18 protein-coding genes are annotated in these 24,466 nt (G+C 37.4%); 15 read left to right on the forward strand and 3 right to left on the reverse strand.

What is annotated here, in order from left to right; all coding sequences use genetic code 11:
- The first annotated feature begins 368 nt into the window (after positions 1-368).
- From EAL2_RS03060 to EAL2_RS03070, 3 genes are read left to right on the forward strand one after another with little or no spacing between them, the layout of a single operon-like run.
- On the forward strand, positions 369-1,928 hold the full coding sequence (locus tag EAL2_RS03060) for a recombinase family protein (protein ID WP_025434955.1): 1,560 nt from the start codon (positions 369-371) through the stop codon (positions 1,926-1,928).
- Entirely contained in the window at positions 1,929-2,345 is a 417-nt protein-coding gene (locus tag EAL2_RS03065) for a recombinase (RefSeq protein WP_025434956.1), read from the forward strand. It begins immediately after the preceding gene.
- Between the two features lies 1 nt (position 2,346).
- The gene (locus tag EAL2_RS03070) at positions 2,347-3,672 is read left to right on the forward strand and encodes a recombinase family protein (protein ID WP_025434957.1); all 1,326 of its coding nucleotides are present in this window, start codon (positions 2,347-2,349) and stop codon (positions 3,670-3,672) included.
- Between the two features lie 157 nt (positions 3,673-3,829).
- On the opposite strand, the gene EAL2_RS03075 is transcribed toward EAL2_RS03070, so the two are convergent.
- A complete protein-coding gene (locus EAL2_RS03075) occupies positions 3,830-5,047 on the reverse strand; it encodes an IS256 family transposase (RefSeq protein ID WP_025434602.1) in 1,218 nt (405 codons plus the stop codon).
- 518 nt (positions 5,048-5,565) lie between these two features.
- Here EAL2_RS03075 and EAL2_RS03080 point away from each other — a divergent pair.
- From EAL2_RS03080 to EAL2_RS03090, 3 genes are all read left to right on the forward strand, one after another.
- Positions 5,566-5,904 (forward strand): ArsR/SmtB family transcription factor, encoded by a 339-nt coding sequence (locus tag EAL2_RS03080; RefSeq protein ID WP_051489068.1) that lies wholly within the window; start codon positions 5,566-5,568, stop codon positions 5,902-5,904.
- 336 nt (positions 5,905-6,240) lie between these two features.
- On the forward strand, positions 6,241-7,881 hold the full coding sequence (gene merA / locus EAL2_RS03085; protein ID WP_025434959.1) for a mercury(II) reductase: 1,641 nt from the start codon (positions 6,241-6,243) through the stop codon (positions 7,879-7,881).
- A 41-nt stretch (positions 7,882-7,922) separates the two neighbouring features.
- Positions 7,923-8,402 carry a Csac_0668 family 2Fe-2S cluster-binding (seleno)protein gene (locus EAL2_RS03090; protein ID WP_025434960.1) on the forward strand — a complete coding sequence of 160 codons (480 nt, stop codon included), beginning with the start codon at positions 7,923-7,925 and terminating at the stop codon, positions 8,400-8,402.
- A 142-nt stretch (positions 8,403-8,544) separates the two neighbouring features.
- On the opposite strand, the gene EAL2_RS03095 is transcribed toward EAL2_RS03090, so the two are convergent.
- Together EAL2_RS03095 and EAL2_RS15610 are read right to left on the reverse strand one after the other, a co-directional pair.
- Positions 8,545-10,209: a recombinase family protein gene (locus EAL2_RS03095; protein WP_025434961.1), complete on the reverse strand. Its 1,665-nt coding sequence runs from the start codon at positions 10,207-10,209 to the stop codon at positions 8,545-8,547.
- Between the two features lie 52 nt (positions 10,210-10,261).
- The gene (locus tag EAL2_RS15610) at positions 10,262-10,429 is read right to left on the reverse strand and encodes a hypothetical protein (RefSeq protein WP_168023677.1); all 168 of its coding nucleotides are present in this window, start codon (positions 10,427-10,429) and stop codon (positions 10,262-10,264) included.
- Positions 10,430-10,911: 482 nt separating this feature from the next.
- On the opposite strand from EAL2_RS15610, the gene EAL2_RS03105 reads away from it, so the two are divergent.
- The 9 genes from EAL2_RS03105 (at position 10,912) to pglZ (ending at position 24,450) form a co-directional block, all read left to right on the forward strand.
- Positions 10,912-12,023, forward strand: a protein-coding gene (locus EAL2_RS03105; protein WP_148295968.1) for an IS3 family transposase whose coding sequence is annotated in 2 segments (ribosomal slippage) — positions 10,912-11,161 and positions 11,161-12,023 — 1,113 coding nt in all. Because the reading frame shifts where the segments join, the coding sequence is not laid out codon by codon here.
- A gap of 504 nt (positions 12,024-12,527) precedes the next feature.
- Entirely contained in the window at positions 12,528-12,740 is a 213-nt protein-coding gene (locus EAL2_RS03110; RefSeq protein ID WP_025434963.1) for a helix-turn-helix domain-containing protein, read from the forward strand.
- A 63-nt stretch (positions 12,741-12,803) separates the two neighbouring features.
- Positions 12,804-13,400, forward strand: a complete 597-nt coding sequence (locus tag EAL2_RS03115; protein ID WP_025434964.1) for a DUF1819 family protein — start codon at positions 12,804-12,806, stop codon at positions 13,398-13,400.
- On the forward strand, positions 13,400-13,984 hold the full coding sequence (locus EAL2_RS03120; RefSeq protein ID WP_025434965.1) for a DUF1788 domain-containing protein: 585 nt from the start codon (positions 13,400-13,402) through the stop codon (positions 13,982-13,984). Before EAL2_RS03115 ends, EAL2_RS03120 begins: the two co-directional genes overlap by 1 nt.
- A 13-nt stretch (positions 13,985-13,997) precedes the next feature.
- Positions 13,998-17,621 carry a BREX system P-loop protein BrxC gene (brxC, locus tag EAL2_RS03125; protein WP_025434966.1) on the forward strand — a complete coding sequence of 1,208 codons (3,624 nt, stop codon included), beginning with the start codon at positions 13,998-14,000 and terminating at the stop codon, positions 17,619-17,621.
- 11 nt (positions 17,622-17,632) lie between these two features.
- On the forward strand, positions 17,633-21,145 hold the full coding sequence (gene pglX / locus EAL2_RS03130; protein ID WP_025434967.1) for a BREX-1 system adenine-specific DNA-methyltransferase PglX: 3,513 nt from the start codon (positions 17,633-17,635) through the stop codon (positions 21,143-21,145).
- A 15-nt stretch (positions 21,146-21,160) separates the two neighbouring features.
- On the forward strand, positions 21,161-21,709 hold the full coding sequence (locus EAL2_RS03135) for a hypothetical protein (protein WP_025434968.1): 549 nt from the start codon (positions 21,161-21,163) through the stop codon (positions 21,707-21,709).
- A 16-nt stretch (positions 21,710-21,725) separates the two neighbouring features.
- A complete protein-coding gene (locus tag EAL2_RS03140) occupies positions 21,726-21,911 on the forward strand; it encodes a hypothetical protein (RefSeq protein WP_025434969.1) in 186 nt (61 codons plus the stop codon).
- A 19-nt stretch (positions 21,912-21,930) separates the two neighbouring features.
- Complete coding sequence (gene pglZ, locus EAL2_RS03145; RefSeq protein ID WP_025434970.1) at positions 21,931-24,450, forward strand: BREX-1 system phosphatase PglZ type A; 2,520 nt, start codon at positions 21,931-21,933, stop codon at positions 24,448-24,450.
- The last annotated feature ends 16 nt before the right edge of the window (positions 24,451-24,466 follow it).

Consider the following 24,466-nt stretch of genomic DNA (forward strand, 5'->3'; position numbering starts at 1 on the left):
GGGTTCCATAAACAACAATGAATACACAACCTGGCATGTGATACGGGTATAGCTTAAGGGCTCCCAACCAGCCTAAAACATAAATTTTCATTGAATGGAATGACTGTCTTAGTTACGGGTATCGTTGAACGAGAGTCAACTCCCTAGGAGGTGAACGTCCTTTTCCCTATCCAATGGAAAATGATACCTTATGTAGCAGACAAAGTCTAGGAGTAAGTAACTATACAAAAATCTTGAAACTTTAAACACGTATCAATGGTTGGATGACATATCCGAGGAGAACCCTCTTACCAACCTTGATATAGATTAGAAATGATGTAGAAGACTACTATTTGTCTATGACTGCATCATACCAGCGAGGTGAGACAATGAAAAAGATAACGAAGATCGATGAAGTGAATAAAACACGGTCATCAAATATTAAACTTCGAGTGGCCGCATATGCCAGGGTTTCGACAGATAGCGATGAACAGTTAGAAAGCCTTAAAGCTCAGCGGGAGCACTATGAAAACTACATCAAATCCAATCCAGAATGGGAGTTTGCAGGGCTTTATTATGACGAAGGCATATCAGGTACCAAGAAGGAAAAACGTCCTGAGCTTCTTCGTATGATTCGTGATTGTGAAAGTGATCGGATTGATTTTATTATCACCAAATCCATAAGCCGGTTTGCACGTAATACCATGGATTGTTTAGAACTGGTAAGACAGCTCTTAAATATCGGTGTTTTCATTTATTTTGAAAAGGAAAATCTAAACACAGGTGATATGGAAGGTGAGTTAATGCTTTCCATTTTATCTGGGTTTGCGGCAGAAGAGTCCGCATCCATTTCACAGAACATGACATGGTCAATCAGCAAAAAATTTCAAAATGGCAGTTTCATTATTGGCAGTCCCCCTTATGGTTATGCCAATGTGAATGGTGAGATGGTCATCGTTCCAGAAGAAGCAGAAGTTGTTAAGCGCATTTTTTCAGAGTGCCTTTCAGGTAAAGGTGGAAGTGTGATTGCAAAGGGCCTTAACAGGGACAAGATTCCTGCAAGAAGAGGTAATCATTGGAGCACAGGAACAGTGATTGATATGCTCCGAAATGAAAAATACAAAGGGGATGCGCTTTTCCAAAAGACTTACACGGATAACAACTTCAATCGACGACCTAATAAAGGTGAGAAAGACCAATTTTACTGCAAGAATCATCATGAGCCTATCGTCAGCAAAGAAGTGTTTTCTAAGGCACAAAAGCTGATCACACAAAGAGCGAAGAGTAAGGCTGTTAACAAAAAAGCTTATCAAAATAGATATGTATTAAGCGGCAGAATCATCTGTGGAGAGTGTGGGTCCACGTTTAGAAGAAAAACAAACTACTCTGCTGGCAGAAGTTATATCGCCTGGAGCTGCAAAGGGCATATTGAAGACAAGAACAGCTGCTCCATGCTGTTCCTGCGTGATGGAGAGATAAAGGCAACCTTTGCCACCATGATGAATAAGCTTGCCTACAGCAGAAAGATTATCCTTGGGCCACTTTATGATGCTATAAGTAAAAACCAAGAAGAGTGCGACCTTGAAAGAATTGATGCCATCGATAAGCGAATGGAGCAATTGACCGAAGAGCGCAATACGCTTATTGGCCTTATGACAAAAGGGTTTCTTGAACCAGCACTTTTTAGCAAGGAACGAAATGCTCTGGATAGCGAAATAAAAAATCTAACCACTGAGAAGACAAACCTGGTCATGTCATTTACAAGTGGAACATCACAGGCTGATGAGGTAAAGACGATTCTTGAGCATGTGTCAAAAGATAAGTTTGATGGCAATTATACGGACGAGGTATTTGAAAAGTTTGTAGAAAACATCATTGTAAATTCAAGGGATGAACTGACATTTAAATTAAAATGTAGGCTTTCTCTTAAAGAAAGGGTGGTGAGGTAAATGGCCTATGTACCATACGGATATGCAATTACGGACGGAGTTGTTACCGTTGATGAAAGGGCTGCGGATCAAGTAAGGGATTTCTTTGAAAAGTACATTTCCGGGCTTTCCCTTGCTGTGGCTGGTGAGCAGGCTGGTATTCAGAAGACTCATTCATCAATGGGCCTTATTTTGAAAAACGTCAATTATCTTGGAAATGGCGTATACCCCGCAATCATTGATAAAGAGACGTTTGATAAGGCTGAAGAAGTTAGAAGTAAACGTGCGAAGAATCTAGGGAGGATTGCAGAGCTTGCAGCTTTCAGTGCTCCCCCACCTATAGAAAGATTTAAAATGAGAAAATCAGAAGGTAAGCTTCCAGATGATCCTATTACACGAGCGGAGTACCTATATAGTCTGATAGAAAGCGAGGTTTAAATTGGCAGAGAAAAACATAACTGTAATTCCAGCACGAAAAAGGGTGGGAAGTACAGCCGCAAAAGAAAAAGTAAAGAAACTGCGTGTTGCTGCTTATTGCCGAGTTTCAACAGAAACTGAAGAGCAGAACTCAAGCTATGAGGTGCAGGTTGCTCATTACACAGAGTTTATAAAGAAAAATGCTGAATGGGAGTTTGCAGGCATATTTGCAGATGACGGCATTTCAGGCACTAACACTAAAAAACGAGAAGAGTTCAATCGCATGATTGACGAATGCATGGAGGGGAACATCGATCTAGTTATTACAAAATCCATTAGTCGATTTGCCCGGAACACTCTGGACTGCCTAAAGTATATTAGGCAGCTCAAGGATAAGAACATATCCGTATTTTTCGAGAAGGAAAATATTAATACAATGGACGCCAAGGGGGAGGTGCTGCTGACCATTATGGCATCCCTCGCTCAGCAAGAAAGTCAGAGTCTTTCACAGAATGTTAAACTTGGACTTCAGTATCGGTATCAACAAGGGAAAGTCCAGGTCAACCACAATCGATTTATGGGGTACACAAAAGATGAAGAAGGAAACCTAATCATTGTTCCTGAAGAGGCTGAAATCATTAAACGTATTTACAGAGAGTACCTTGAGGGCAAGAGCCTAGTGGGCATCGGTAGGGATCTAGAGAAAGACGGCATTTTAACAGCTGCAGGTAAACCAAGATGGAGACCAGAAACCATGAAGAAGATTCTTCTAAACGAGAAATACATCGGCGATGCCCTGTTGCAGAAGACTTTCACAGTGGATTTTCTTACAAAGAAACGAGTCAAGAATGAAGGCCATGTCCCGCAGTATTATGTTGAAAATAGCCATGAGGCGATCATACCGAAGGAACTTTTTTTACAGGCTCAGGAAGAGCTTCATCGCAGAAGTAATATTTACACAGGTGCAGACAAGAATAAAAGAATTTATAGTAGTAAATACGCTTTGAGTACCATAACCTTCTGTGGAGATTGTGGTGACATATACAGACGGGTCTATTGGAATATTCACGGTAGAAAAGAATTTGTTTGGCGATGCGTTACAAGAATTGAGCAAGGCCTTGAGGTGTGTAAGAACCGAACGGTAAAAGAAGCTGAATTATATGATGCGGTAATGACGGCCATTAACAAGCTCCTTGCCGGTGGAGATAACATGATAAGAACACTAGAAGATAACATCCATGCGGTAATTGGTGACACCACAGAATATAAGATTTCAGAAATTAACAAACTACTAGAGGAAAAGCAGAAAGAAGTTATCAGCCTTGCCAATAAGGGAGTCTGTCAATAATTATGTGTATGATTCCTTAAAAAAGATATATTGTTTTATTGGTTGGTTGCCTGGAAAGCTTTTAAATATGAGCCTTCCAGGCTTTTTATTACTTAAATTAAATATTTTTCCATTTGGTGAAAATAACTAGAGTGCCAACATTTAATGGTCTTTTTTTTTACAAATACGGGTTAATCCTGTCTTCAAAATATATGCTTAACTGGGCCAGAATCAGGTGCCAGTCTCGCAGTTTTGTACACCATTTCTGCGTGATATCAGCCGTTGCAAGGTACAGGCTCTTGAATAGAGAATCATCGCTTGGGAATATACTCTTGCTTTTGGTCACTTTTCTAAGCTGCCTGTTGTAGCTCTCCATGGAGTTTGTCGTGTAGATTATTTTTCTGATTTCATCAGGATACTTGAAATAAGCCGAAAGCTCATCCCAGTTGTTTCTCCATGATTTTAGGCTTATATAGTATTTTTCACCCCATTTTTCTTCGAGCTTTTCAAGCTCTATTAGGGCTGTTTGCTCGTTTATGGCCGAGTACACTTCCTTGAGCTCTTTTGCGAAGGCTTTTCTGTCCTTGTATGATACATAGCTTAGCGAGTTTCTTATCTGATGGACTATGCATCTTTGTATGTCCGTGTTTGGAAAAACCGCTCTTATCGCATCAGAGAAGCCGTTTAGCCCATCTATTGATGCTATAAGGATGTCTTTTACGCCCCTGTTTTTCAAGTCGTTTAGAACCTGCAGCCAGTACTTGGCTGTCTCGTTTTCCCCTATCCAAAGGCCAAGTACATCCTTTTTGCCCTCGATGTTGACTCCTATTACTGCGTATGCGGCCTTGCAGATAACCTTGCCATCCTGCCTGACTTTATAGTGTATCGCGTCCATAAATATAATCGGATAAATCGGCTCTAGCGGCCGATTTTGCCATTCTTGAGCAAGTGGAAGGATCTTATCTGTTATCTTTGATATTAGTGTGGGAGAAGCATCTATCCCGTATATCTTTTCTAGCTGAGCTGCTATGTCTCTTGTTGTCATGCCCTTTGCATACATTCCTATTACTTGGTCTTCTATTCCTGATACGCTTCTTTGATGATTTTTTACAACCACAGGCTCAAAATCACCGTCCCTATCTCTTGGCACCTCGATTTCAAACTCCCCAAGGTCTGATAGTATCTTCTTGCTTCTTTTGCCGTTTCGGCTATTAGTCGTTTCCTTGTTTTTATAGTCATATTTTGAATATCCAAGGTGCTCATCAAGTTCAGCCTCAAGCATCTCCTGGATTGTTTCTGAAAACATGTCCTTAAGAGCCTCATGGATGTCCTTTGCATCCTTGATTCCGTAATGCTTTATCATTTGTCTTATTTGATCTTTACTTAAAATCCCCATATAAAAAGTGCATACCTCCTTGAATGATAGTTTGATTATATCAATTCCAAGGAAGATACACACTTTATTTTACACACTCCAATAAGGGGAAGGATTACGATTTTCTCGCAGACGAGATAGATAGGCTTCGTGAAAAGCGTCAGAGTCTACTTGTGGAAGATGCATCCTTAAGTGGTGAGAATGAGCGGATTGACGAACTGATAGGATTTATCCGCAGGAACAAATATCGCACCCTACTGTATGATGACACTTTAGTAAGGAAGCTGATCCAAAACGTCACGGTGTACGAAGAACACTTTGTGATCAGCTTTAAATCTGGCATTGAGATTGAAGTATGAAAAACGGATTGAAATAGCCCATGACTCTAGGGTAGAGTTGTGGGTTTTATTTTGGTTTATAATTGCGACAATATTGACAAAACCATTGTTATTATCAATACGCTTCGCAATCGCTAGATAGAATAATCATTGACAATTCATATTAAAATATTATAATATGTTAATGAAAGGGGTTTTTTTATGTCTGAGTTATCAAATGAAATAATAGAAGAGTTAAATAGTGAATTAATTTCTAAACTTTTTCACGGACTATCTAATCCAGTACGTTTAAAAATTGTACTTTCATTACTTGATTCTGAAAAAAATGTTAGCCAATTGGTAGATTTGCTCGGAATGAAACAAGCACAAGTTTCTAACCAACTTGCATGTTTAAAATGGTGTGGTTATATTACAATGCGTCAGGAGGGAAAATTCATTTATTACCAAATAAGCGATGAACGGATTCGTAAAATTATTGAACTTGCCCGCGAAGTTGTTTTAGATAACGCAGATCATATCCGTTGCTGTACGAGAATGTAAGGATGGATGAGTCACGATAACATTTATTATTTTAATTGCATTGCTTTCTGGTACAATCTAAGGGTTTTTAATGTATATAAGTCACTTGTTTCATACACTTTGGAAACTATTTTACAATCAGAGTAAGCAATTGCATCCTAAAGAAAAAAATAACAAAAATATTGTTGTTTTACAAAAAGCAAGAAAGGCGAAATAAATGAAAGAAAAATTAACAAGTTTGCTGACTGTATTTTCTTCTTTTATTATGTCCAGGTGTAAATTAACCGATAAAATCCTAATATATGCATAAACTATTTTTATTTGGTATAAAAAATGTGAAGTTGAGGAGGTAAGATTATGAAAAAATATAGAATAAAGATAAGAGGAATGTCTTGTTCAGCATGTGAAGAACATATAGTCGATGCACTTGAAAAAATAGGAGCAAAGAACATTCAAGCAAGTTTTCGTCAAGGAGAGGCAGTATTTGAATTACCTGAAGATAAAGTAGTTGATCATGTAAAAATGGCGATTGATGAAGTCAACTATCAGCCTGGAAAAATTGAGGAAGTTTCATTACAAAATACCGTAGATATAGATGACGAAGGTGACTTTGATTTACTTATCATTGGCTCCGGGAGTGCGGCTTTTTCAGCAGCAATTAAGGCAACCGAATACGGAGCAAAAGTTGGTATGATTGAACGAGGAACAGTTGGTGGTACGTGTGTAAATATCGGTTGTGTACCTTCTAAGACGTTGTTAAGAGCAAGTGAAATTAATTATTTAGCAAAAAACAATCCGTTTCATGGATTACATACTTCAGCGAATGAAGTAGATTTAACATCTTTAATTGAACAAAAAGATGAGCTAGTCAGTGAAATGCGAAGTAAGAAATATGTTGATTTAATAGCTGAATATGGTATTAAATTTATAAAGGGTGATGCATCATTTATTAATGAGAACCAAATTGTTGTTAATGAAAAGATATATTCTGCTAATCGCTTCTTAATTGCGACAGGAGTATCACCATCGTTACCAGAGATTAAGGGTCTCGCAGATGCAGATTATTTAACTAGTACTTCATTACTAGACTTAAAAGTGATTCCAAAACGATTGACAGTAATAGGTTCAGGTTATATAGGATTAGAACTTGGTCAACTTTTCCATAATTTAGGATCTGAAGTTACACTCATTCAAAGAAGTGAACAATTACTTAAAGAGTATGATCCGGAAATCTCGGATGCCGTAAAGAATGCCTTAATCGAGCAAGGCATTACTGTTATTAATGGTGCTCATTATGATCGAGTTGAACAAGTTGGAGAAATAAAAAGTGTTTATATCACTGTAAACTCTGAAGAAATGGTACTAGAAAGCGAACAACTTTTGGTTGCTACAGGTAGAAAACCTAACACCGAGACATTGAATTTAGACAAAGCGGACGTTAAAGTTGGTTCACATAATGAAATAATAATTAATGATTTTGCACAGACAAGTAATGAGAAAATATACGCTGCGGGTGATGTTACTTATGGACCACAATTCGTATATGTTGCGGCACACGAAGGTGGGGTCGTAGCAGATAATGCGATTGGTGGCTTAAATAGAAAACTTGATTTATCAGTAGTACCTAGCGTCATCTTTACACATCCATCTATTGCTAGCGTAGGTTTAACGGAGAAGCAGGCAAAAGAAAAAGGCTATGAAGTTAAAACATCGGTTTTACAATTAGATGCTGTGCCTAGAGCAATAGCTAATCACGAAACCAATGGTGTTTTTAAGTTAATAGCAGATGCGAAGACATCAAGGTTATTAGGAGCTCATATTGTTGCTGAAAATGCAGGTGAGGTTATTTATACAGCAACATTAGCTGTTAAGTTTGGTTTAACAGTTGAAGATTTGAAAGGAACCATGGCCCCATATTTAACTATGGCTGAAGGTTTAAAATTAGCGGCACTTACATTTGATAAAGATGTTTCCAAATTATCATGTTGCGCAGGTTAGAGATCTTAAATTATATATCGTGTTTACGAGGAGGTTTATATATGAAAAAAGTTAATGAATGTTGCTGTGAGTGCAAAACAGAAAATGTAGATCAAAATAAGGACAATTGTTTTGTATGTAATAATAAAGGAATTTCCGTAAGTAAAGTAACTGTTGAACATCTAGTGTCAGATGATTATCGTAATGCCGTTGAGGGAGAGCAATATAAGATTTGCATGAATGAGGACTGCGACGTTGTTTACTATAACGCAGATAATGAAATAAGATTCTTAAAAGACCAAGTTAGAGTTCCTATCTGGTTTAAGAAAGATGCCAATCCTAAGTATGCTTGTTATTGCAGTAAAGTCACAGAAGATAAGGTAATTGAAGCAGTAGTAAAGCATGGTGCGAAAACAGTAAAAGAGGTAAACACTATCACTGGAGCAATGAAAAATTCTAATTGTAAAGAAAACAACCCTCTAGGGACTTGTTGCCATAAAATTATTCAGGAAGCCATTGATAAGGGATTAACCATGAAATGATTTGAGTTGATATGTTCTCACGAACAGACAAAACCGTTGATTTGTTCCCACAAACGAGAGCCAATATCGGATATGTTTCCAACTACGAGTGTGGATATGTTCCCCATAACCATAGGGGTTGAGAACGCGGTTTTGATAGCTATCAAGGCAACTCGAAACATGTCGAGACGGTTGTACTTTTATCCCACAAAAAATCACAGGCATCTTCACCGTCTTTATAGACCGGAAAATTAAATAAAATAGACTTTAGGGGCAGTTCTGCCTCGTCACGTGGAAAAATCTCTATTTCTTTGATTAACGAAGAAATTAGGGATTTTTTCTCGTCATCGGTGATTTTGTCGAATACGATGTCGAAGTTAGCCAGCAGGGTGTAGATGTTTTCCAAGGTGATTGCATCTTGCTCCACGGCTTTTCGGCGCAGTAGAACATCCTCAATTTTTTCTTCAAGCTCTACAATTATGTCATATAGTCCATCAAGTCTGAGGGTCATGTCATGGATTTTGCGTTCCCTGAAACGAGTATCCTCAGGCAAACTGTCGATTTCATTTTCAAGTCGTGTTTTGTTCAGTTCGATCTCTCTTAGCTTGGATTCGTAATTTTTCAGTTCTCTGTTCAAGGTGGATGTATCGATTTCTTTACCAATCCTTGATTTGATTTCTCCTGCAAAATCCTGATTTTGAATTAGTTCACGGATTGCTTCAATGACAAGGGGTTCAATGTCAGTTTTTTTCAGTGTTGCAGTGTAATCACAAGATTTCCCCCGTTCAGCACGAGCTTTGCTGCACACGTAATAATAGATTTCTCTATAGGTACCGTCTTTGTTAGTCCATGCGTGCTTGTTGGTATACATTGGGCCACCGCATTTAGGACATTTCAAAATACCACTTAACAGATGTGCTCTGTCCCGACCTATTTTAGAAGGGGACTTAACGCCTGTCAGTTCTCTTTTCTCGTGTGCCATATTCCATAACTCTTCGCTAATAATTGCCTCGTGTTGGCCTTCAGCTAAAATGTAATTTTCCTGTGGCGTTTGCTTATATTCGTTCTTTGTACCTTTCACCTTTTCGCGGGCACGTCTGCCAAAAGCGATCTTGCCGCAGTAAACCGGGTTATCAATGATCATTCGTACAAAATGTGTACTCCATTGTGTCAGTGAACCGTTTGCTCGTGAGATTTTCTCAATGCCTTGTAGGTTTAAATATTTTGCGATTTTCGTAAATCCCATATTCGTATTAGCAAATTTATCAAAGATAATGCGAACAGCATCAGCCTCATTCTCTTGAATAAAAAGCTGTTTGTCTTTAAGAAAATAGCCGTAAGGAGCAAATCCCCCATTCCAGCCGCCTTGTCGAGCTTTTTCTTTTCGACCGTTCATTGTCTGCTCAATGATGTTTTCACGCTCTATTTCAGCAACGGCAGATAGAACGGAAATTAAAAGCTTTCCGCTTGTTTGCGATGAATCAATGCCTTCCTCGATACAAATCAAATTCACACCAAAGGATTGAATGTGTTCCAAGGAGTTCAGAATATCAGCTGCATTTCTGCCAAAGCGAGATAGCTTGTAAACCAACACGTAGTCAATCTCTAAGCCGTTTTCAATATCAAGCAGCATTTGCTTGAAGGCCGGTCTGCCTTCGATGGATTTACCGGATTTTCCGGCATCTTCATAGATGTTTACGATTTCCATTTCTTCTCTATCGGCAAAACGCCTTAAGTTGCTTTTCTGCCCATCCAAGCTGAAACCATCTACTTGCATTTCAGTGCTTACTCGGGGATAAAGCACACACTTTTTTCCACTCCTATTCATAGTCATACCTCCAATATAATATTGGAAAATATCGATTTTTCATTACAGTCATTTACTCGACACGGTTTATTTCTTCCAGAACATCTGCACCATGTTTTTCTATAATCTGCGAAAGCACCTTTATGAAATCCTGAAATGATTTTGATGCCCTCGGCGCATACAGTTCTTTAGGTAGTGTAGCTTCAACCGTGGTTTCGGGTAAGTTTTTGATATTTTCCATTTGCAATCACCTCCAAGTGAGTTGCTTATTTTGATTATAAGCACTAATTATCTTTGTGAGAAGTTTGTCGCAGTATCATATAGAAGCACACCACATATTGCGCTATGCAAAAATGTGGTGTGCCTTATGTACTCATGCGCCTTATTTGCCACGCACCCAGGCAAAGGGGGATATCTTGAGTTGTCATTGGCTTGACATCATAGCCCCGCAATACCGATCAGCCTTGTCCCTTCAAGAGGCCGCAAATATCACAGGAACTCCCCCTCAAGTCTGTGGGAGGTCGTGAGAAAGTATCATTATTCCTGATGTGTGTCATCGCGCAACCATGCCAACGGTTGCTTTAATGGCTGCATTTCATCGCTCCGACTGTTCAATCTTGTCATCATGGCGCTGCCCATTAGCTGCTGGATAGGTTACACTAAACTAGACATAAAACTTAAGGTGCGGTAATCTAAAAATATAAACCAATAGGAGAGATTACTATGCCAAAGAAAGAACGTCGAAAATTCACTGATGATTTCAAGAATCAAATGGTACAACTATATTTAAATGGAAAACCCAGGAAAGACATACTGGCTGAGTATGACCTTACTGGATCAACATTTGATTACTGGGTCCACCAAAGTCAAAATTCTGGTTCTTTCAAAGCAAAGGATAATCGCACTCCTGAAGAAGAAGAACTTATCAAACTACGCAAAGAAAACCAGCAGCTTAAGATGGAGAATGATATTTTAAAGCAAGCAGCGCTGATAATGGGACGAAAGTAAATGTGATCAAACAGAATGCTCACAAATACAGTGTATCAGCAATGTGTAGAGTCCTTCAAATACCACGGAGCACCTATTACTATGAATCTACTAAAATACCTGCAGAAGATGAAATAACAGATTCAGTAGTTGAAATTTTCAATGCAAGCCATCAGAATTACGGAACACGTAAAATAAAAGTGGAGCTTCAAAAGCTCAATATAACTGCCTCTAGACGAAGGATTGGCAGAATAATGAAAGAAAACGGCCTTGTCAGCACATATACACTAGCTCAATTCAAACCCCATAAAAGCGCTTGTAATGAGTCCGATGTGAACAACGAACTGGATAGAGATTTCGATTCCAAAGCTCCCCTAGCAGCTGTTGTGAGTGATTTGACATATGTTAGAGTCGGCCAGAAATGGAATTATATTTGTATCCTAATCGATTTATTCAATCGCGAAATCATCGGCTATAGTGCTGGTGAGAAAAAGGATGCACATCTGGTAAGTCGTGCTTTTGCAAGCTTCAAAGGCAATTTGAGTCATATCGAGCTGTTCCATACAGATCGGGGCAATGAGTTTAAAAATCAATTGATTGACGATGTCCTTAAAACCTTTAAAATCAAACGATCGTTGAGCATGAAAGGCTGTCCGTATGATAATGCAGTTGCGGAAGCCACTTTTAAAATATTCAAAACTGAATTTGTCAGGAAAAAACGATTTCTAAGCTTAGAAGATCTAAATATAGAGCTATCGAAATATGTAAATTGGTTCAATAACAAAAGAATTCATGGAACACTTGGATATTTAAGTCCGATTGAATATAAATTACAACACCTTAATTAAGTTGTCCAATTAAGTGTTGACAATCCATGCTTTGCTTTTCAGCCACACAGGATTCGTACTCAAAATACCGTCTATTTAGTTTTCAAGGATCAAAATTGCATGACGTTTAGGCCGTCTCACTAATCAGGACAAATAATAGGCAAAAGTAAGGGGTGAATTAAAATTTTTTAAAATTCTTGAGTCGATTAAAACTAATAATGTTTTTTTAAAGAGGAAGTTGTTTGAAAAACAAAATCACCATCTACTCACTTACAATAAAGTGGAATGGTGATTGAAAGATTCATGGAGTGATTTGGTATGCCTATCTTGTCTAAAAAAGTATGTTGTATAACTCGGGAGTTCAATTGAGCAGAATTGTAAAATAGCATTATATAGGTTGCAAAAAAACATACCACCTATCTTAAATATGCTTTGCAAATGCAAAACTCAGATTGTAGTAATTGTATCGGTATGTTAAAATCAAGATAGTGTAATATGGAAAAAATACAGGAGAGGTGTTGCTATATGGCGATCAGCTATAACAAGTTATGGAAGCTGCTGATAGATAACCACATGATTAAAAAAGATCTTAAAGAAAAAGCTGAGCTAAGTACAGCAACAATGGCTAAGCTGGGGAAAAATGAATCAGTTTCACTTGATGTATTGGTACGGATTTGTAAAGTGCTCAATTGTGAAATTGGTGATGTTGTTGAGATTGTTAAAGATAAAAGAGAATAGAATTTCAACCGAAACAATGAAATTGAATTCTATATTTTTGAATTAGTTTACGGAGGATAGTCGATGGATAAATACAGTTCGGGTCTTGTGTCAGAGTCCTTTTGGTTTATAGAATTTAGGAAAATTATTAAACTCAAATATGACAGAAAGACATGGGATGAAATAAAAGACTTATGCTTAGTTGATAATCTTCTTGGTATTTCCAAGGATTATAGAGCAAAGCGTAATTATGGATATCTAAAAAATAGAATAGATACGCTCGATGAGGGTTTGATGGAGCTATTCATTAATGCTGACTTGAATACTCAGAAGATTATTAACATAGTTGCCATAGCAAAAAAAAATAGGCTATTCTATGAGTTCCTTTATGAGGTTTACCGAGAAAAAGTTCAGTTAGGAGCACCCGTCTTAACAGATAGTGATATTAGCATCTACTTTAAGAACAAACAAAGCCAAGATGACGATATGAGCACTTGGACAGATGTTACACTTCGAAGGCTTAGAAGTACATACATGAATTTTTTGACGGATGCAGGCCTTTTAACTGTCGGTGGTAAAGAGAAAAAAATAACCCCTCCCATATTGGATATAACGCTTGAAAACTACCTGAAAGATAATGGTGATAATCAAATGATTAAAGCCATCACGGGGGTGAACTGATGATCGAATTAGAAAACAGATTGAACAAGCTTGAGGAAAAGATCAAGCAGCCTAACTTCAAAAAAAACAAAGGGCTAGGAAATGAAGTCGGTTATTATGTGTTTGATTATCCAGCAGAATATGAATTGTTGGTAAGAGAGCGTATTGAATACCTTGCTTCAAAATATGAAAACGAGAATCATGATTTCCGAATTGTTGTCTATGATCTGTACGACATCATTATAGACAATTTGATCCGAGAAGGCTTCTTGGAGATATGCATGGACTTTGAGAAATCAAAAGGGTTTTCTGAAATAACCAAGGCAGTTAATGAAATGCTGAGAATGGAAGAAGACAACCAGAGTAATGAAATCTTGGCCCATATTAAGAACAACACACCAAGTAATTCTGTTGTGTTTTTAAAGGGTGTTGGGAAGTGTTTCCCAATGCTGCGGTCCCATAAAATTTTAAACAATCTGCATCAATTCATTGATGACGTACCGGTTATTATGTTTTTCCCTGGAAAGTATGATGGTCAATCCTTAATGCTTTTCTCAGAAATCAAAGACGATAATTACTACAGAGCATTCAAGCTCGTAGATTAAGGGGTAGAAGACTATGTATGTAAAAAATATGTTTGCCAAAGCAATCGACAGAGATATTAAAGGTGTTATAAAAGTTGGACAAGGCGATGACGAAAACGTAAGACAAGAGCTTGAAGAATATGTTGTAACTAGAGAGTTACAAAAACACTTTGCGGATTTCTTTTCAAGCTACAAAAAAGGTATAACTGGCAATACTGACAAAATGGGTGTTTGGATCTCAGGCTTCTTTGGAAGCGGTAAATCTCACTTCTTAAAAATACTTTCTTATCTGTTAGAAAACAGAGTTGTTGATGGAAAAACTGCTCTTGAATATTTTATTGAAGACCGAAAAATAAAGGATGAAATGGTACTTGCAGATATGAGATTAGCTGCAAATGTATCAAGTGATATTATCCTGTTTAATATAGACTCAAAAAGTGGCATGTCAGATGCTCAAAACAACAAAGAGGCAATTCTTTCTGTGTTCCTCAAGGTATTCAATCAACATCTTGGATTTTATGGCGCAAATCCATTTCTTGCAGATCTAGAAAGGCATCTATCTGACGAAGGGAAGTATGAAGCGTTTAAAAGTACATTTGCTGAAATCAGAGGCAAGGAATGGGAAGATTCAAGACATCAGTTTAGATTTGTACAAGATCAAGTAGTCAAAACCTTAGTGAAAATTGGCTATATGAGTGAAGATGCTGCTAAGAATTGGTGCGAAAGCTCTACAGGCGCTTATAACATTGATGTAGTAACTTTTGCTAATATGGTGAAGCATTACATCGACAAGAAAGGAAACAACCATCATGTGGTTTTCCTTGTCGATGAAATCGGTCAGTACATTGGTGAAGACTCAAAGCTAATGCTAAATCTTCAAACAGTTACTGAGGATTTGGGTTCTGCATGTGGTGGTAAAGCTTGGGTAGTAGTAACGAGCCAACAAGATATTGACAGTATTACGAAAACAAAAGGAAATGACTTTTCGAAGATTCAAGGCAGATTTGACACGAGACTGTCTCTTTCATCTGCAAATGTTGATGAAGTAATTCGAAAAAGAATTCTCGAGAAAACTGAAAGTGGAAGACAAACACTAGGTCTCCTCTATGATGAAAAGGACACGATAATCAAAAACCTGATTATATTCAATGATGGCATCGAAAAGAAGCTCTACTCTGATAGGGTTAACTTCTCTGCAGTTTATCCTTTTGTTCCATATCAGTTTAATCTTCTTGCAAGCGTACTCACATCAATCAGGACACATGGAGCGAGTGGAAAACACTTAGCTGAGGGTGAGCGATCCATGCTTGCTCTGTTCAAAGAATCTGCCGTTAGAATCATGGATAAGGCTGAAGGTACCATTGTGCCATTCAATATGTTTTATGATGCGCTTGAACAGTTTTTGGATCACAGTCATAAGGGAGTCATTATCCGTGCCTATGACAATGAGTATTTAAATCCAGATAAAGCAGAGGAATGCTTCGATGTAAATGTACTTAAAACACTATTCATGATTAAGTATGTCAAAGAAGTTGTTGCAAACCTAGAGAACATTACAAGTTTGATGGTTTCTAGTATTGATAATGATAGAATTGCTTTGAAAAATAAAGTCGAAGAGGCTTTAAAACGACTTGTAAGACAAACATTGATTCAAAAAAACGGAGAAGTCTATGTGTTCCTTACTGATGAGGAACAAGAAATCAACAGAGAAATCGAAAGTCAAAATGTTGAAATTTCTGAAGTTGTTGGTAAGGTATCAGAGTTAATTTTTGATGGGCTTTATGATGAGAAGAAATACCGCTATCCAGCATTTAATGGTCGGTATACTTTTGGGTTCAATCAATTTGTAGATGACAGGCCCTATAAGGCAAATCAAAACTTTGATATTTCTCTGAAGATACTAACTCCAAATTATGAAATGGGAACAGATGAAACCACCCTTAGACTTATGAGTGGACAAAGTAAAAGTGTTATTGTAGTACTTCCAGATGACAAGGCGTTTATTGATGAAATTAGAAGTTCGTTGAAAATTGAAAAGTATCTAAAACTAAATACATCTAATGCAATTCCTAAACATATGGAAATCAGAGAAATGAAGAAAATTGAGATGCAAGATAGAAAATCTAATGCCCTGATTTTCCTTGAGCAGTCACTTAGAAATTCTGATATCTATTCGAATGGAGATAAACTGCCTATTGGTGCCAAGGATATAACAGCTCGTATCAATGAAGCCTTGGGAAAGTTGGTCAATACGACCTTCCACAAGCTGTCTTACATAGATTCGCCAATGGGAGAAGCTAACATTCGGGCCGTTCTAAAAGGAACAAATAACAGCCAAATTTCACTTGAAGGTACAACACAAACCCCAAACCGTCTTGCACTGAATGATGTCCTTGATTTCATCAGTATGAACTCGGTAAGACATGCAAAGACCTCAATGAAGTCTATTATAGAGCGTTTTACAAAACCACCATATGGATTCATTGAAGATGATGTTCAGTGGCTCATTGCCAAGCTATTTAAAGACGGCGATGTTGCTTTCTTTGTGAACAATGATGTGGTTACGCTTTTGACTAAATCTGAAGATGAAGTGTATCGTTACCTAAGCCGTAAGGAATATCTCGAAAAACTGCTTACAGAAAAAAGAGAGAAAGCAAACGATAAACAGAAAAAAGCGGTACGAGACGTTATGAAGGAGCTCTTTAATATCACACCCTCAAGCGATGAAGATGATGCGATTCTAAAGAGCTTCCAACAGTATGCTTCCCACCTGAAGAATGATTTAGAAAAACTTGAAATCCACTATAAAAACGAATCAACCTATCCGGGTAAGAATGTCGTTAAAGAAGGCAAAGCATTACTTTTAAGCTTACTAGACATCCAGTACTCCGCTGAGTTCTTTAAAACTGTGGATGAAAAACAAGATGCACTCTTAGATTTTGCTGAAGACTATGAGCCGATTAAAGCCTTCTTTAAAGGGGATCAAATTGATATTTGGAACCGAAGCCTTAAGTTAATTAAGATTTACGATGAAAGTAAGACTTTCATAGTAAATGGTGAGATAGAATCAGTTGTTGAAGAAGTTAAAAGTATTATGAAGAAATCTACTCCATTCGGTGAAATTAGAAAGATACCCGAGCTGCTGGATCGCTACACGGATCTCTATAGCAGTATGTTGACCGAGATGGAGAAGCCGATTTTTGCTGCCATAAAAGAAGCACGCCAGAGAGTCATTGAGGATTTGGATTCAAAAGAGTGTAAAGAATCCTTCTTAAAGAAAGTTGCAGAACGTTTTGATGAGCTGCATAAAAAGGCTGAATCTTGTAATAACGTGGCTACGCTTCAGAACATTAAAGTTGAAGCAGATGCACTAAAGGTACGTCTGTTAAATGAGATAGGTGAAGAGGAAGCTAGAATAATTGCGGAGAGAAAACCAATAATTCCTGTAGTTCCTCCTACTGGTGGTGTAGTTGATCCACCTGGAACTTACGAATTGCCAAAAGTCAAAAAGCAAAAGACTGTCAGCATTAAAACAATTAATACAGAAGCAACTTGGAGAATTGAGACTGAAGCGGACGTAGAGCGATATATAGACGCTCTCAAGGCCAAATTAAAACAACGCATCCAAGACGATATTATTCTAAACGTAGAATTTTAGTGGAGGGCAACATGAATAAAACAGCAATTAAAAATTTCGCAGTATGGGCACGACGTAAACTCATCAGCGAAATCACATATAAAGCAGGACTAATTGGGATTACGGAAAAGGGAATCTCAAAGCCCCTTTCCACGTCTACCGACAATATTCAGTTTTTCGATATTGGTACCGGAAAACCCACTGAAATAGCAGATCATGAGATTAAGCAGCGAGAAGCACTAATTAACCGAATCAAAGAAAAAGAGGGTACTTCTGATTATAAAACCGCCTTTCAATTTGTGATCGAAGAGGTAGCTTATACATGGTTTAACCGATTGATTGCAATTCGGTTTATGGAAGTCAATGACTACTTGCCGTCTCGCATTCGAGTGCTTTCCAGTGAAACACCGGGTAAATCTGAGCCAGATATGGTAACAACACCATTTGATACAGACATGTTGTTCTCGGCATATGAAAAAGACAGAGTCATGCAGCTCAAACATGAAAATGAATTAGATGAGTTATTCCGCATGCTCTTTATTAAGCAATGCAATAAGTTGAACGAAGTATTGCCAGAACTGTTTGAGAAGACAGTTGATTACACAGAGTTGCTTTTGACGATTTCTTTTACGGACAGTGATGGGATGGTAAATCACTTGGTAAATGATATCACAGAGGAAGATTTCACTGAAGCTGTTGAAGTTATAGGTTGGATGTACCAATACTATAATGAAGAGCGAAAGAACGAAGTTATAAATATATACAAAGGTACTATAAAAAAAGAGGATATTCCTGCGGCTACTCAGTTATTTACAACAGACTGGGTTGTTCGTTACATGGTGGATAACTCATTAGGACGGTATTGGATTGAAAGAAATCCTCAGAGCAAGCTCAAAGAAAAGCTCCAGTACTTTGTAACCCCTAAAGATGGTCATATCCATTTTGTGAATGAAAAGGTTGCTCCAGAGGAACTCACATTTTTCGATCCTTGCATGGGTAGTGGTCATATTCTTGTTTATGCTTTTGATGTTTTGATGGAAATATATAGAGAATGCGGTTTTGTTGATCGAGATGCGGCTCAAGCGATTATTGAGAACAACATATTTGGCTTAGATATAGATAATCGAGCTTACCAGCTTGCTTATTTTGCTGTGATGATGAAGGCCAGAAGCTATGATAAAAGATTCTTTACAAGAGCAATCGTACCAAATGTTCTGGCAATTAATGAAACAAACAATATATCAAAATTCACATGTGATGGTATCACAGATGATAAGGAACAAAATAAAATTGGTGAATACTTAATTCACGTATATAAGCATGCCAAAGAAATTGGTAGCTTGATTTCAGTCGATAAGCATGATTACAAGTCATTCATAACATATCTTGGCAACTGTAGCTTATCTGGCCAACTCACTATGGAAAGTGATCACTGGCTTAGAGTTGTCATGCCAGAAATGAAGAAATTGGCAAAACAAGCATCAATTATGTCAGAAAAGTATGCTGTCGTATGTACAAATCCACCTTACATGAATAAGTTAGAAGGGCAACTAAAGAAGTTTGTAATAGAAGAATACAAGCCATACAGTGGGGATTTGTTCTCGGTATTTATGTATAAGAATTTTGAATACTGCAGACCTAATGGATACTCTTCTTTCATGACGCCATTTGTATGGATGTTCATAAAAACCTATGAGCAAATAAGGGAGTATATAATTAATCAAAAGTCAATTACAACACTTGTTCAAATGGAATACTCAGCTTTTGAAGAAGCTACAGTTCCGATTTGTTCCTTTGTTATTAAAAATGGGAAATGGAATGAGAAAGGATTATACTTTAAACTATCAGAATTCAAAGGTGGAATGGATGTTCAGAAACAAAAAGTAATTGAGGCGATTACAGATAATGAATGCAGTTACTTTTATGAGGCAGATCAATTAAACTTTGCAAAGATTGCATGTTCCCCTATAGCTTATTGGGTCCCAAACCAATTTGTTCATGCAATAGAAAAGTCTAAACCTCTGGATTCAGAAGCGTATTCGTTTCAAGGGATTATTACAGGAGACAATAATTACTTTTTGCGTCTATGGTATGAAATTAATATGAATTCGATGAAGACAAACACACGGAACAGCGAAAGAGGTGTCTATAACAATATATGGGTCCCTTACAATAAGGGCGGTGGATTTCGAAGATGGTATGGTAATAATGAATACTTGTTACGTTGGATAAATCAAGGTAAAACATTAACTAGGGCAAGAACAGAAAATGTAAATTACTATTTTAGAGAAGGTGTAACGTGGTCATTTATTACTTCGGGAACGTTCTCAGCAAGATACTTTCCAGAGGGATCTCTTTGGGATGTGGCAGGTTCAAGTATTTTTGCATCTGGAAAATTGAATATTGAATTCATGTGTGCTTTGATGAACTCGAAAGTAGCACAATTATTCTTTGATATTACAAATCCAACAATTAATTATCAGGTAATGAATATAATTTCACTGCCTTTTCTAAATGATGAACGCAATACCGTTCTGGCTGATATTGCAAAAGAATGTATCTTAATATCCAAACTTGATTGGGATTCATTTGAAACTTCATGGGATTTTGCCTGTCATCCGCTTATAAGTAATGAGAATACTATTGAGAATGCATTCGACAAGTGGACATGTGAGACAGACGAGCGGTTTAATAAAATTAAAGCAAACGAAGAAGAAATTAACCGTCTGTTTATTGAAATTTATGGACTTCAGAATGAACTGACACCGCAAATTGAGGATAAGGATGTAACTGTGTGCCGTGCCAATTTAAGTCGTGAAATTAGAAGCCTTATCAGCTATGCAGTTGGCTGTATGTTGGGGAGATATTCAATAGATGTTGAAGGAATAGCATATGCAGGTGGTGAATGGGATGAGTCTAAATACAATAAGTTTATTCCAGATAAAGATAACTGTATTCCGATAACCGATGAAGAGTACTTTGCTGATGATATCGTAGGTAGATTTATTGAATTTATAAAATGTGTATATGGTAATCTGACTCTTGAAGAAAATTTAAACTTCATAGCAAAAGGTCTTGATAACAGAGGAGATACTTCGAGAGAGATTATTAGAAACTACTTTGTGAAGGACTTTTATAAAGATCATGTAAAAGTTTATCAAAAACGCCCGATTTATTGGCAATATGATAGTGGAAAACAAGATGGATTTAAAGCCTTGGTCTATATGCATCGTTATACTGCAGATACAACCGGTATTGTCCGAGTTGATTATCTTCATAAGATGCAGAAAATATACATGAATGAAATTGATCGTATGAAAGAGATGGCAGAAAATAGCAATAACGCAAGAGAAGTTGCTCAAGCTGAAAAGAGAAGAGAAAAACTTATCAAGCAGTTGAAAGAAACCAAAGAATACGACGAAAAAATTGCTCATATTGCTTTAAGTCGTATCGCAATTGATTTAGATGATGGCGTAAAAGTGAACTATGATAAGGTACAGACGGGTCAAGATGAAAAGAAACTTGATATTCTTGCAAAAATATAATAAAGGTGACGAATTATGCAAAGTGACAATAAACAACAGGATTCAAGTTTAGAACAAGCAGAGAAATTATATGCACATGTTCGAGAACTTGCACAATTTAAATACGATGGTGAGTTACGAAGAGAAGATTCATTAATTCAGCAGTCATCGAATATGCAGACTGCGTTTGCTTTTTCTACAGCGGCGTTGTTTATGATTGCTCCAATTGCCCTGGAATACAGAGGAAATCTTTCAGTACACTTTTTCTTGGCAGCTTTCTCCTCTATTACAGCGTTTCTTTTATTAAGTTTGGCTTTTGCTTCTTTAGCTCAGAAGCGATACGCTCATGAAGCGTTCCCGGATGTTGAAGTGATAGAGAAGGAAATCAGCGACAACTATCAGTCGTTTGTGACAAAAGCACAACAGGATAAGCAATGGGTTAACGTCATTGGTAAGCTTCAGAAGAGCAAGTCCCAAATCAATGATAAAAGAGTAAAGCATATTATGTGGTCAATGAAATCTTTCTCGGCTGCGTTGATATTATCGGTATTTTGGTATGTGGTAACTATATGTAAAATATTATAGAACGTGGAGGATGATTATGTCTGATAACGATAAAAGCAAAGTTGAAGCGGATAATATAAATAAAACAGAGAATATTGGTAACACAAATAGTGGACCCCAGCACAATCCGATGCAGACAGTACAAACAAAGCCATTATCTACTATACTGCAGTATTCAGAAGATCAAGCTAAGAAAACTGAAAGAAAGGATAGTGGTGACTAATGTCACGGATGGTGATGAGATGGCAGAGCTTAACCTAAAACAAATTACAGATAAACTCAATGCTGAGTTTGCGTCTGACATAAGAAAATTGATATTTTGGTATGATGCAAGCGCTGAGTTCAGTTCAGATATAGATGCCATAGAACTTGAAAATGCGCAGGTATTGAAGCAAGAGCGTGATAATCAGTTTAAAATCAAGTATTTCTTGGAGCGTGAAGATACCTCAACTAATTACTTATTATATGCTCCATTTCCGAAACCTGCCCTTAAGGATAATCATCTTGCAGACACGATTCGGTATTCTAAAGAATTTTTCGCGGATCGAGCTTCTTTACTGGCAGTTGACTTAGGGATTGATGAAAAGTACAAACCAGTGCTGCAGCATTATATAAAGTTTTTTGGATCAAAAGAAAGGACTCAAAAGTTTTACGAGCTTGAAATAGAGAACTTTAGCAAAAGCATCATCGAAACGGCCCTGATGGGAGTTCTCTGTAAGACTAAGATTGTATCCTTTGAGGAAATCGTTCGTACAGTAATCACAGATGGTGATTTAGAAGACAACAAGTATCTAGCTGAGTTTAATAAGTTTGACCTACTTCAACCATTTTGGAAGATGTGCGAGGAGACTTTTGGCTATACGGATGTTTCTCCAACCCTAAGTAAAATGGTTTATACACTCTTTGCAACCTATACTTCAAAGGTGATTCGTATAGAACTTCCTCAAGCTTGGAAAAATTATTGCGCCCATAAGTCGGGAAACATTATTGCTTTTCTCGATAGCTTGATGAATAGCTTAATTTACAAAGAGAACTTTGATGCTTTGTCAGATTTGGTTTATAGCACACTGAATGGGGATGCCATTTTTGACAAATTGAATGTCAATGATTACACAGAACTTGAGCTCTTCAAGAAAACAGATGTATTTATTCTTAAGTGGATGATTGATCGACTTGAAGGTGAAGATACTGCAGCTAAATTGAATGGACACTCAATACCTGAACTGTGCAAAATGAGAAGAAAAATGCACTTTGGTCAAATGTACTATCCGCACTATTACATTTTGGAAAATGCGTATCACATTATAATGTCTTCAAGGTTTGAACCTCAAAAATCATCACTCGATATTTGGAAGAGCTATGTTGCAAAAGACTATATAGTTGACCAAAAGTATAGGTATTTCTATTATCATTATGATCAATTGACCAGCAATTCTCCTTATGAGAATGTGAGAGACTTAGTCGAGAATATTTATACCAACCGCTACCTGGATCCGCTGTCAGTCGCATGGAATCGATCTTTTTTAGAGTGCAAAGGAGACACCGGATTAATCAAGCAGCATGAATTCTATAACAAGTTTATCCGGCATGCAAAGGAGCGAATAGTCGTGATTATTTCCGATGCGCTTCGTTTTGAGGTTGGGCAGACATTACTTAAGAAACTCATGTCCGACGAGAAATGTAATGCATCCATGAATATGATGCAGAGCGTTTTGCCATCATATACTAGGTTCGGGATGTCGGCGCTACTTCCACACAAAGAGCTGACAATGAGCGAAGATTTTAAAGTACTTGTTGATGGAAAGATCTGCGATGATCTAAAGACTAGAGAGCAGCTTCTCCAGAGTGCCGTACTAAATAGTCGTACAGTACAGTTCGATGACATCAAAACAATGAAGATCGCAGATCTGAAGGAAATCTTCACTGGACAAGATGTGGTCTATGTATACCACAATCAAATAGATGCCAGAGGGGATAAACTAAATACTGAGAATGAAGTATTTAGTGCTTGTGAAGAGGCCATCAATGAAATCCATACAATGATCAAGAGATTGACCAGTGCAAACAACACACGTTTTATTATTACTGCTGATCATGGATTCATTTATAAACGTGATAAGTTGGCTGAAAGTGATAAGATTGGTGGATTTGATAAAAAAGATGCCTTTGTGGGCAGACGTTATGTTATAGCCAATGAAGCTGTTGCTGCTGAAGGCATAGGTAGTGTGACCTTGGGAGACATATTGGGCAATCATGACGAACGTGTCATTTCAGTTCCTATTGGAAGTGATATTTTCAAAGTAGCTGGAGGCGGACAAAATTTCGTGCATGGTGGATCGTCACTCCAAGAAATGTTGATTCCAGTCATTGACGTGAAGACGAGCAAGGCTCATACAGAAACAAAATCAGTCAGTATTGCACTTGTGAGTTTGATTCACAAAATAACCAACTTGACAACCAATTTAGATTTCATTCAAACAGAAGCCGTTTCTGATGTAAATAAAGAAACAACATACAAGGTGTACTTTATATCTGGTGATAATGAGAAAATATCCAATGATAATATGTACGTGGCTGATAAGAAGGACGAGGATGCGAGTAAGAGAGTTTTCAGACTGAAGTTTACATTTAAGAACAAGAAATACGATAAGTCTCGAAAGTACTATTTGGTTGCCTATGATGAAAAAAATGCTCTTGAAGTCTTAAGGCATGAAGTACAAATGGACTTAGCTTTTGCAGACGACTTCGGATTTAATCTTTAAGAGAGGTAAGTGGATA

It is taken from the genome of Peptoclostridium acidaminophilum DSM 3953, assembly GCF_000597865.1.
GTDB classification, from domain to species: domain Bacteria; phylum Bacillota; class Clostridia; order Peptostreptococcales; family Peptostreptococcaceae; genus Peptoclostridium_A; species Peptoclostridium_A acidaminophilum.

Bases quoted from the DNA above. Each gene is read 5' to 3' on its own strand.
- EAL2_RS03060 (WP_025434955.1), top strand. From the start codon at position 369: ATGAAAAAGATAACGAAGATCGATGAAGTGAATAAAACACGGTCATCA.
- EAL2_RS03065 (WP_025434956.1), top strand. From the start codon at position 1,929: ATGGCCTATGTACCATACGGATATGCAATTACGGACGGAGTTGTTACC.
- EAL2_RS03075 (WP_025434602.1), bottom strand. From the start codon at position 5,047: ATGGGGATTTTAAGTAAAGATCAAATAAGACAAATGATAAAGCATTAC.
- EAL2_RS03080 (WP_051489068.1), top strand. From the start codon at position 5,566: ATGTCTGAGTTATCAAATGAAATAATAGAAGAGTTAAATAGTGAATTA.
- merA (WP_025434959.1), top strand. From the start codon at position 6,241: ATGAAAAAATATAGAATAAAGATAAGAGGAATGTCTTGTTCAGCATGT.
- EAL2_RS03090 (WP_025434960.1), top strand. From the start codon at position 7,923: ATGAAAAAAGTTAATGAATGTTGCTGTGAGTGCAAAACAGAAAATGTA.
- EAL2_RS03095 (WP_025434961.1), bottom strand. From the start codon at position 10,209: ATGAATAGGAGTGGAAAAAAGTGTGTGCTTTATCCCCGAGTAAGCACT.
- EAL2_RS15610 (WP_168023677.1), bottom strand. From the start codon at position 10,429: ATGGAAAATATCAAAAACTTACCCGAAACCACGGTTGAAGCTACACTA.
- EAL2_RS03110 (WP_025434963.1), top strand. From the start codon at position 12,528: ATGGCGATCAGCTATAACAAGTTATGGAAGCTGCTGATAGATAACCAC.
- EAL2_RS03115 (WP_025434964.1), top strand. From the start codon at position 12,804: ATGGATAAATACAGTTCGGGTCTTGTGTCAGAGTCCTTTTGGTTTATA.
- EAL2_RS03120 (WP_025434965.1), top strand. From the start codon at position 13,400: ATGATCGAATTAGAAAACAGATTGAACAAGCTTGAGGAAAAGATCAAG.
- brxC (WP_025434966.1), top strand. From the start codon at position 13,998: ATGTATGTAAAAAATATGTTTGCCAAAGCAATCGACAGAGATATTAAA.
- pglX (WP_025434967.1), top strand. From the start codon at position 17,633: ATGAATAAAACAGCAATTAAAAATTTCGCAGTATGGGCACGACGTAAA.
- EAL2_RS03135 (WP_025434968.1), top strand. From the start codon at position 21,161: ATGCAAAGTGACAATAAACAACAGGATTCAAGTTTAGAACAAGCAGAG.
- EAL2_RS03140 (WP_025434969.1), top strand. From the start codon at position 21,726: ATGTCTGATAACGATAAAAGCAAAGTTGAAGCGGATAATATAAATAAA.
- pglZ (WP_025434970.1), top strand. From the start codon at position 21,931: ATGGCAGAGCTTAACCTAAAACAAATTACAGATAAACTCAATGCTGAG.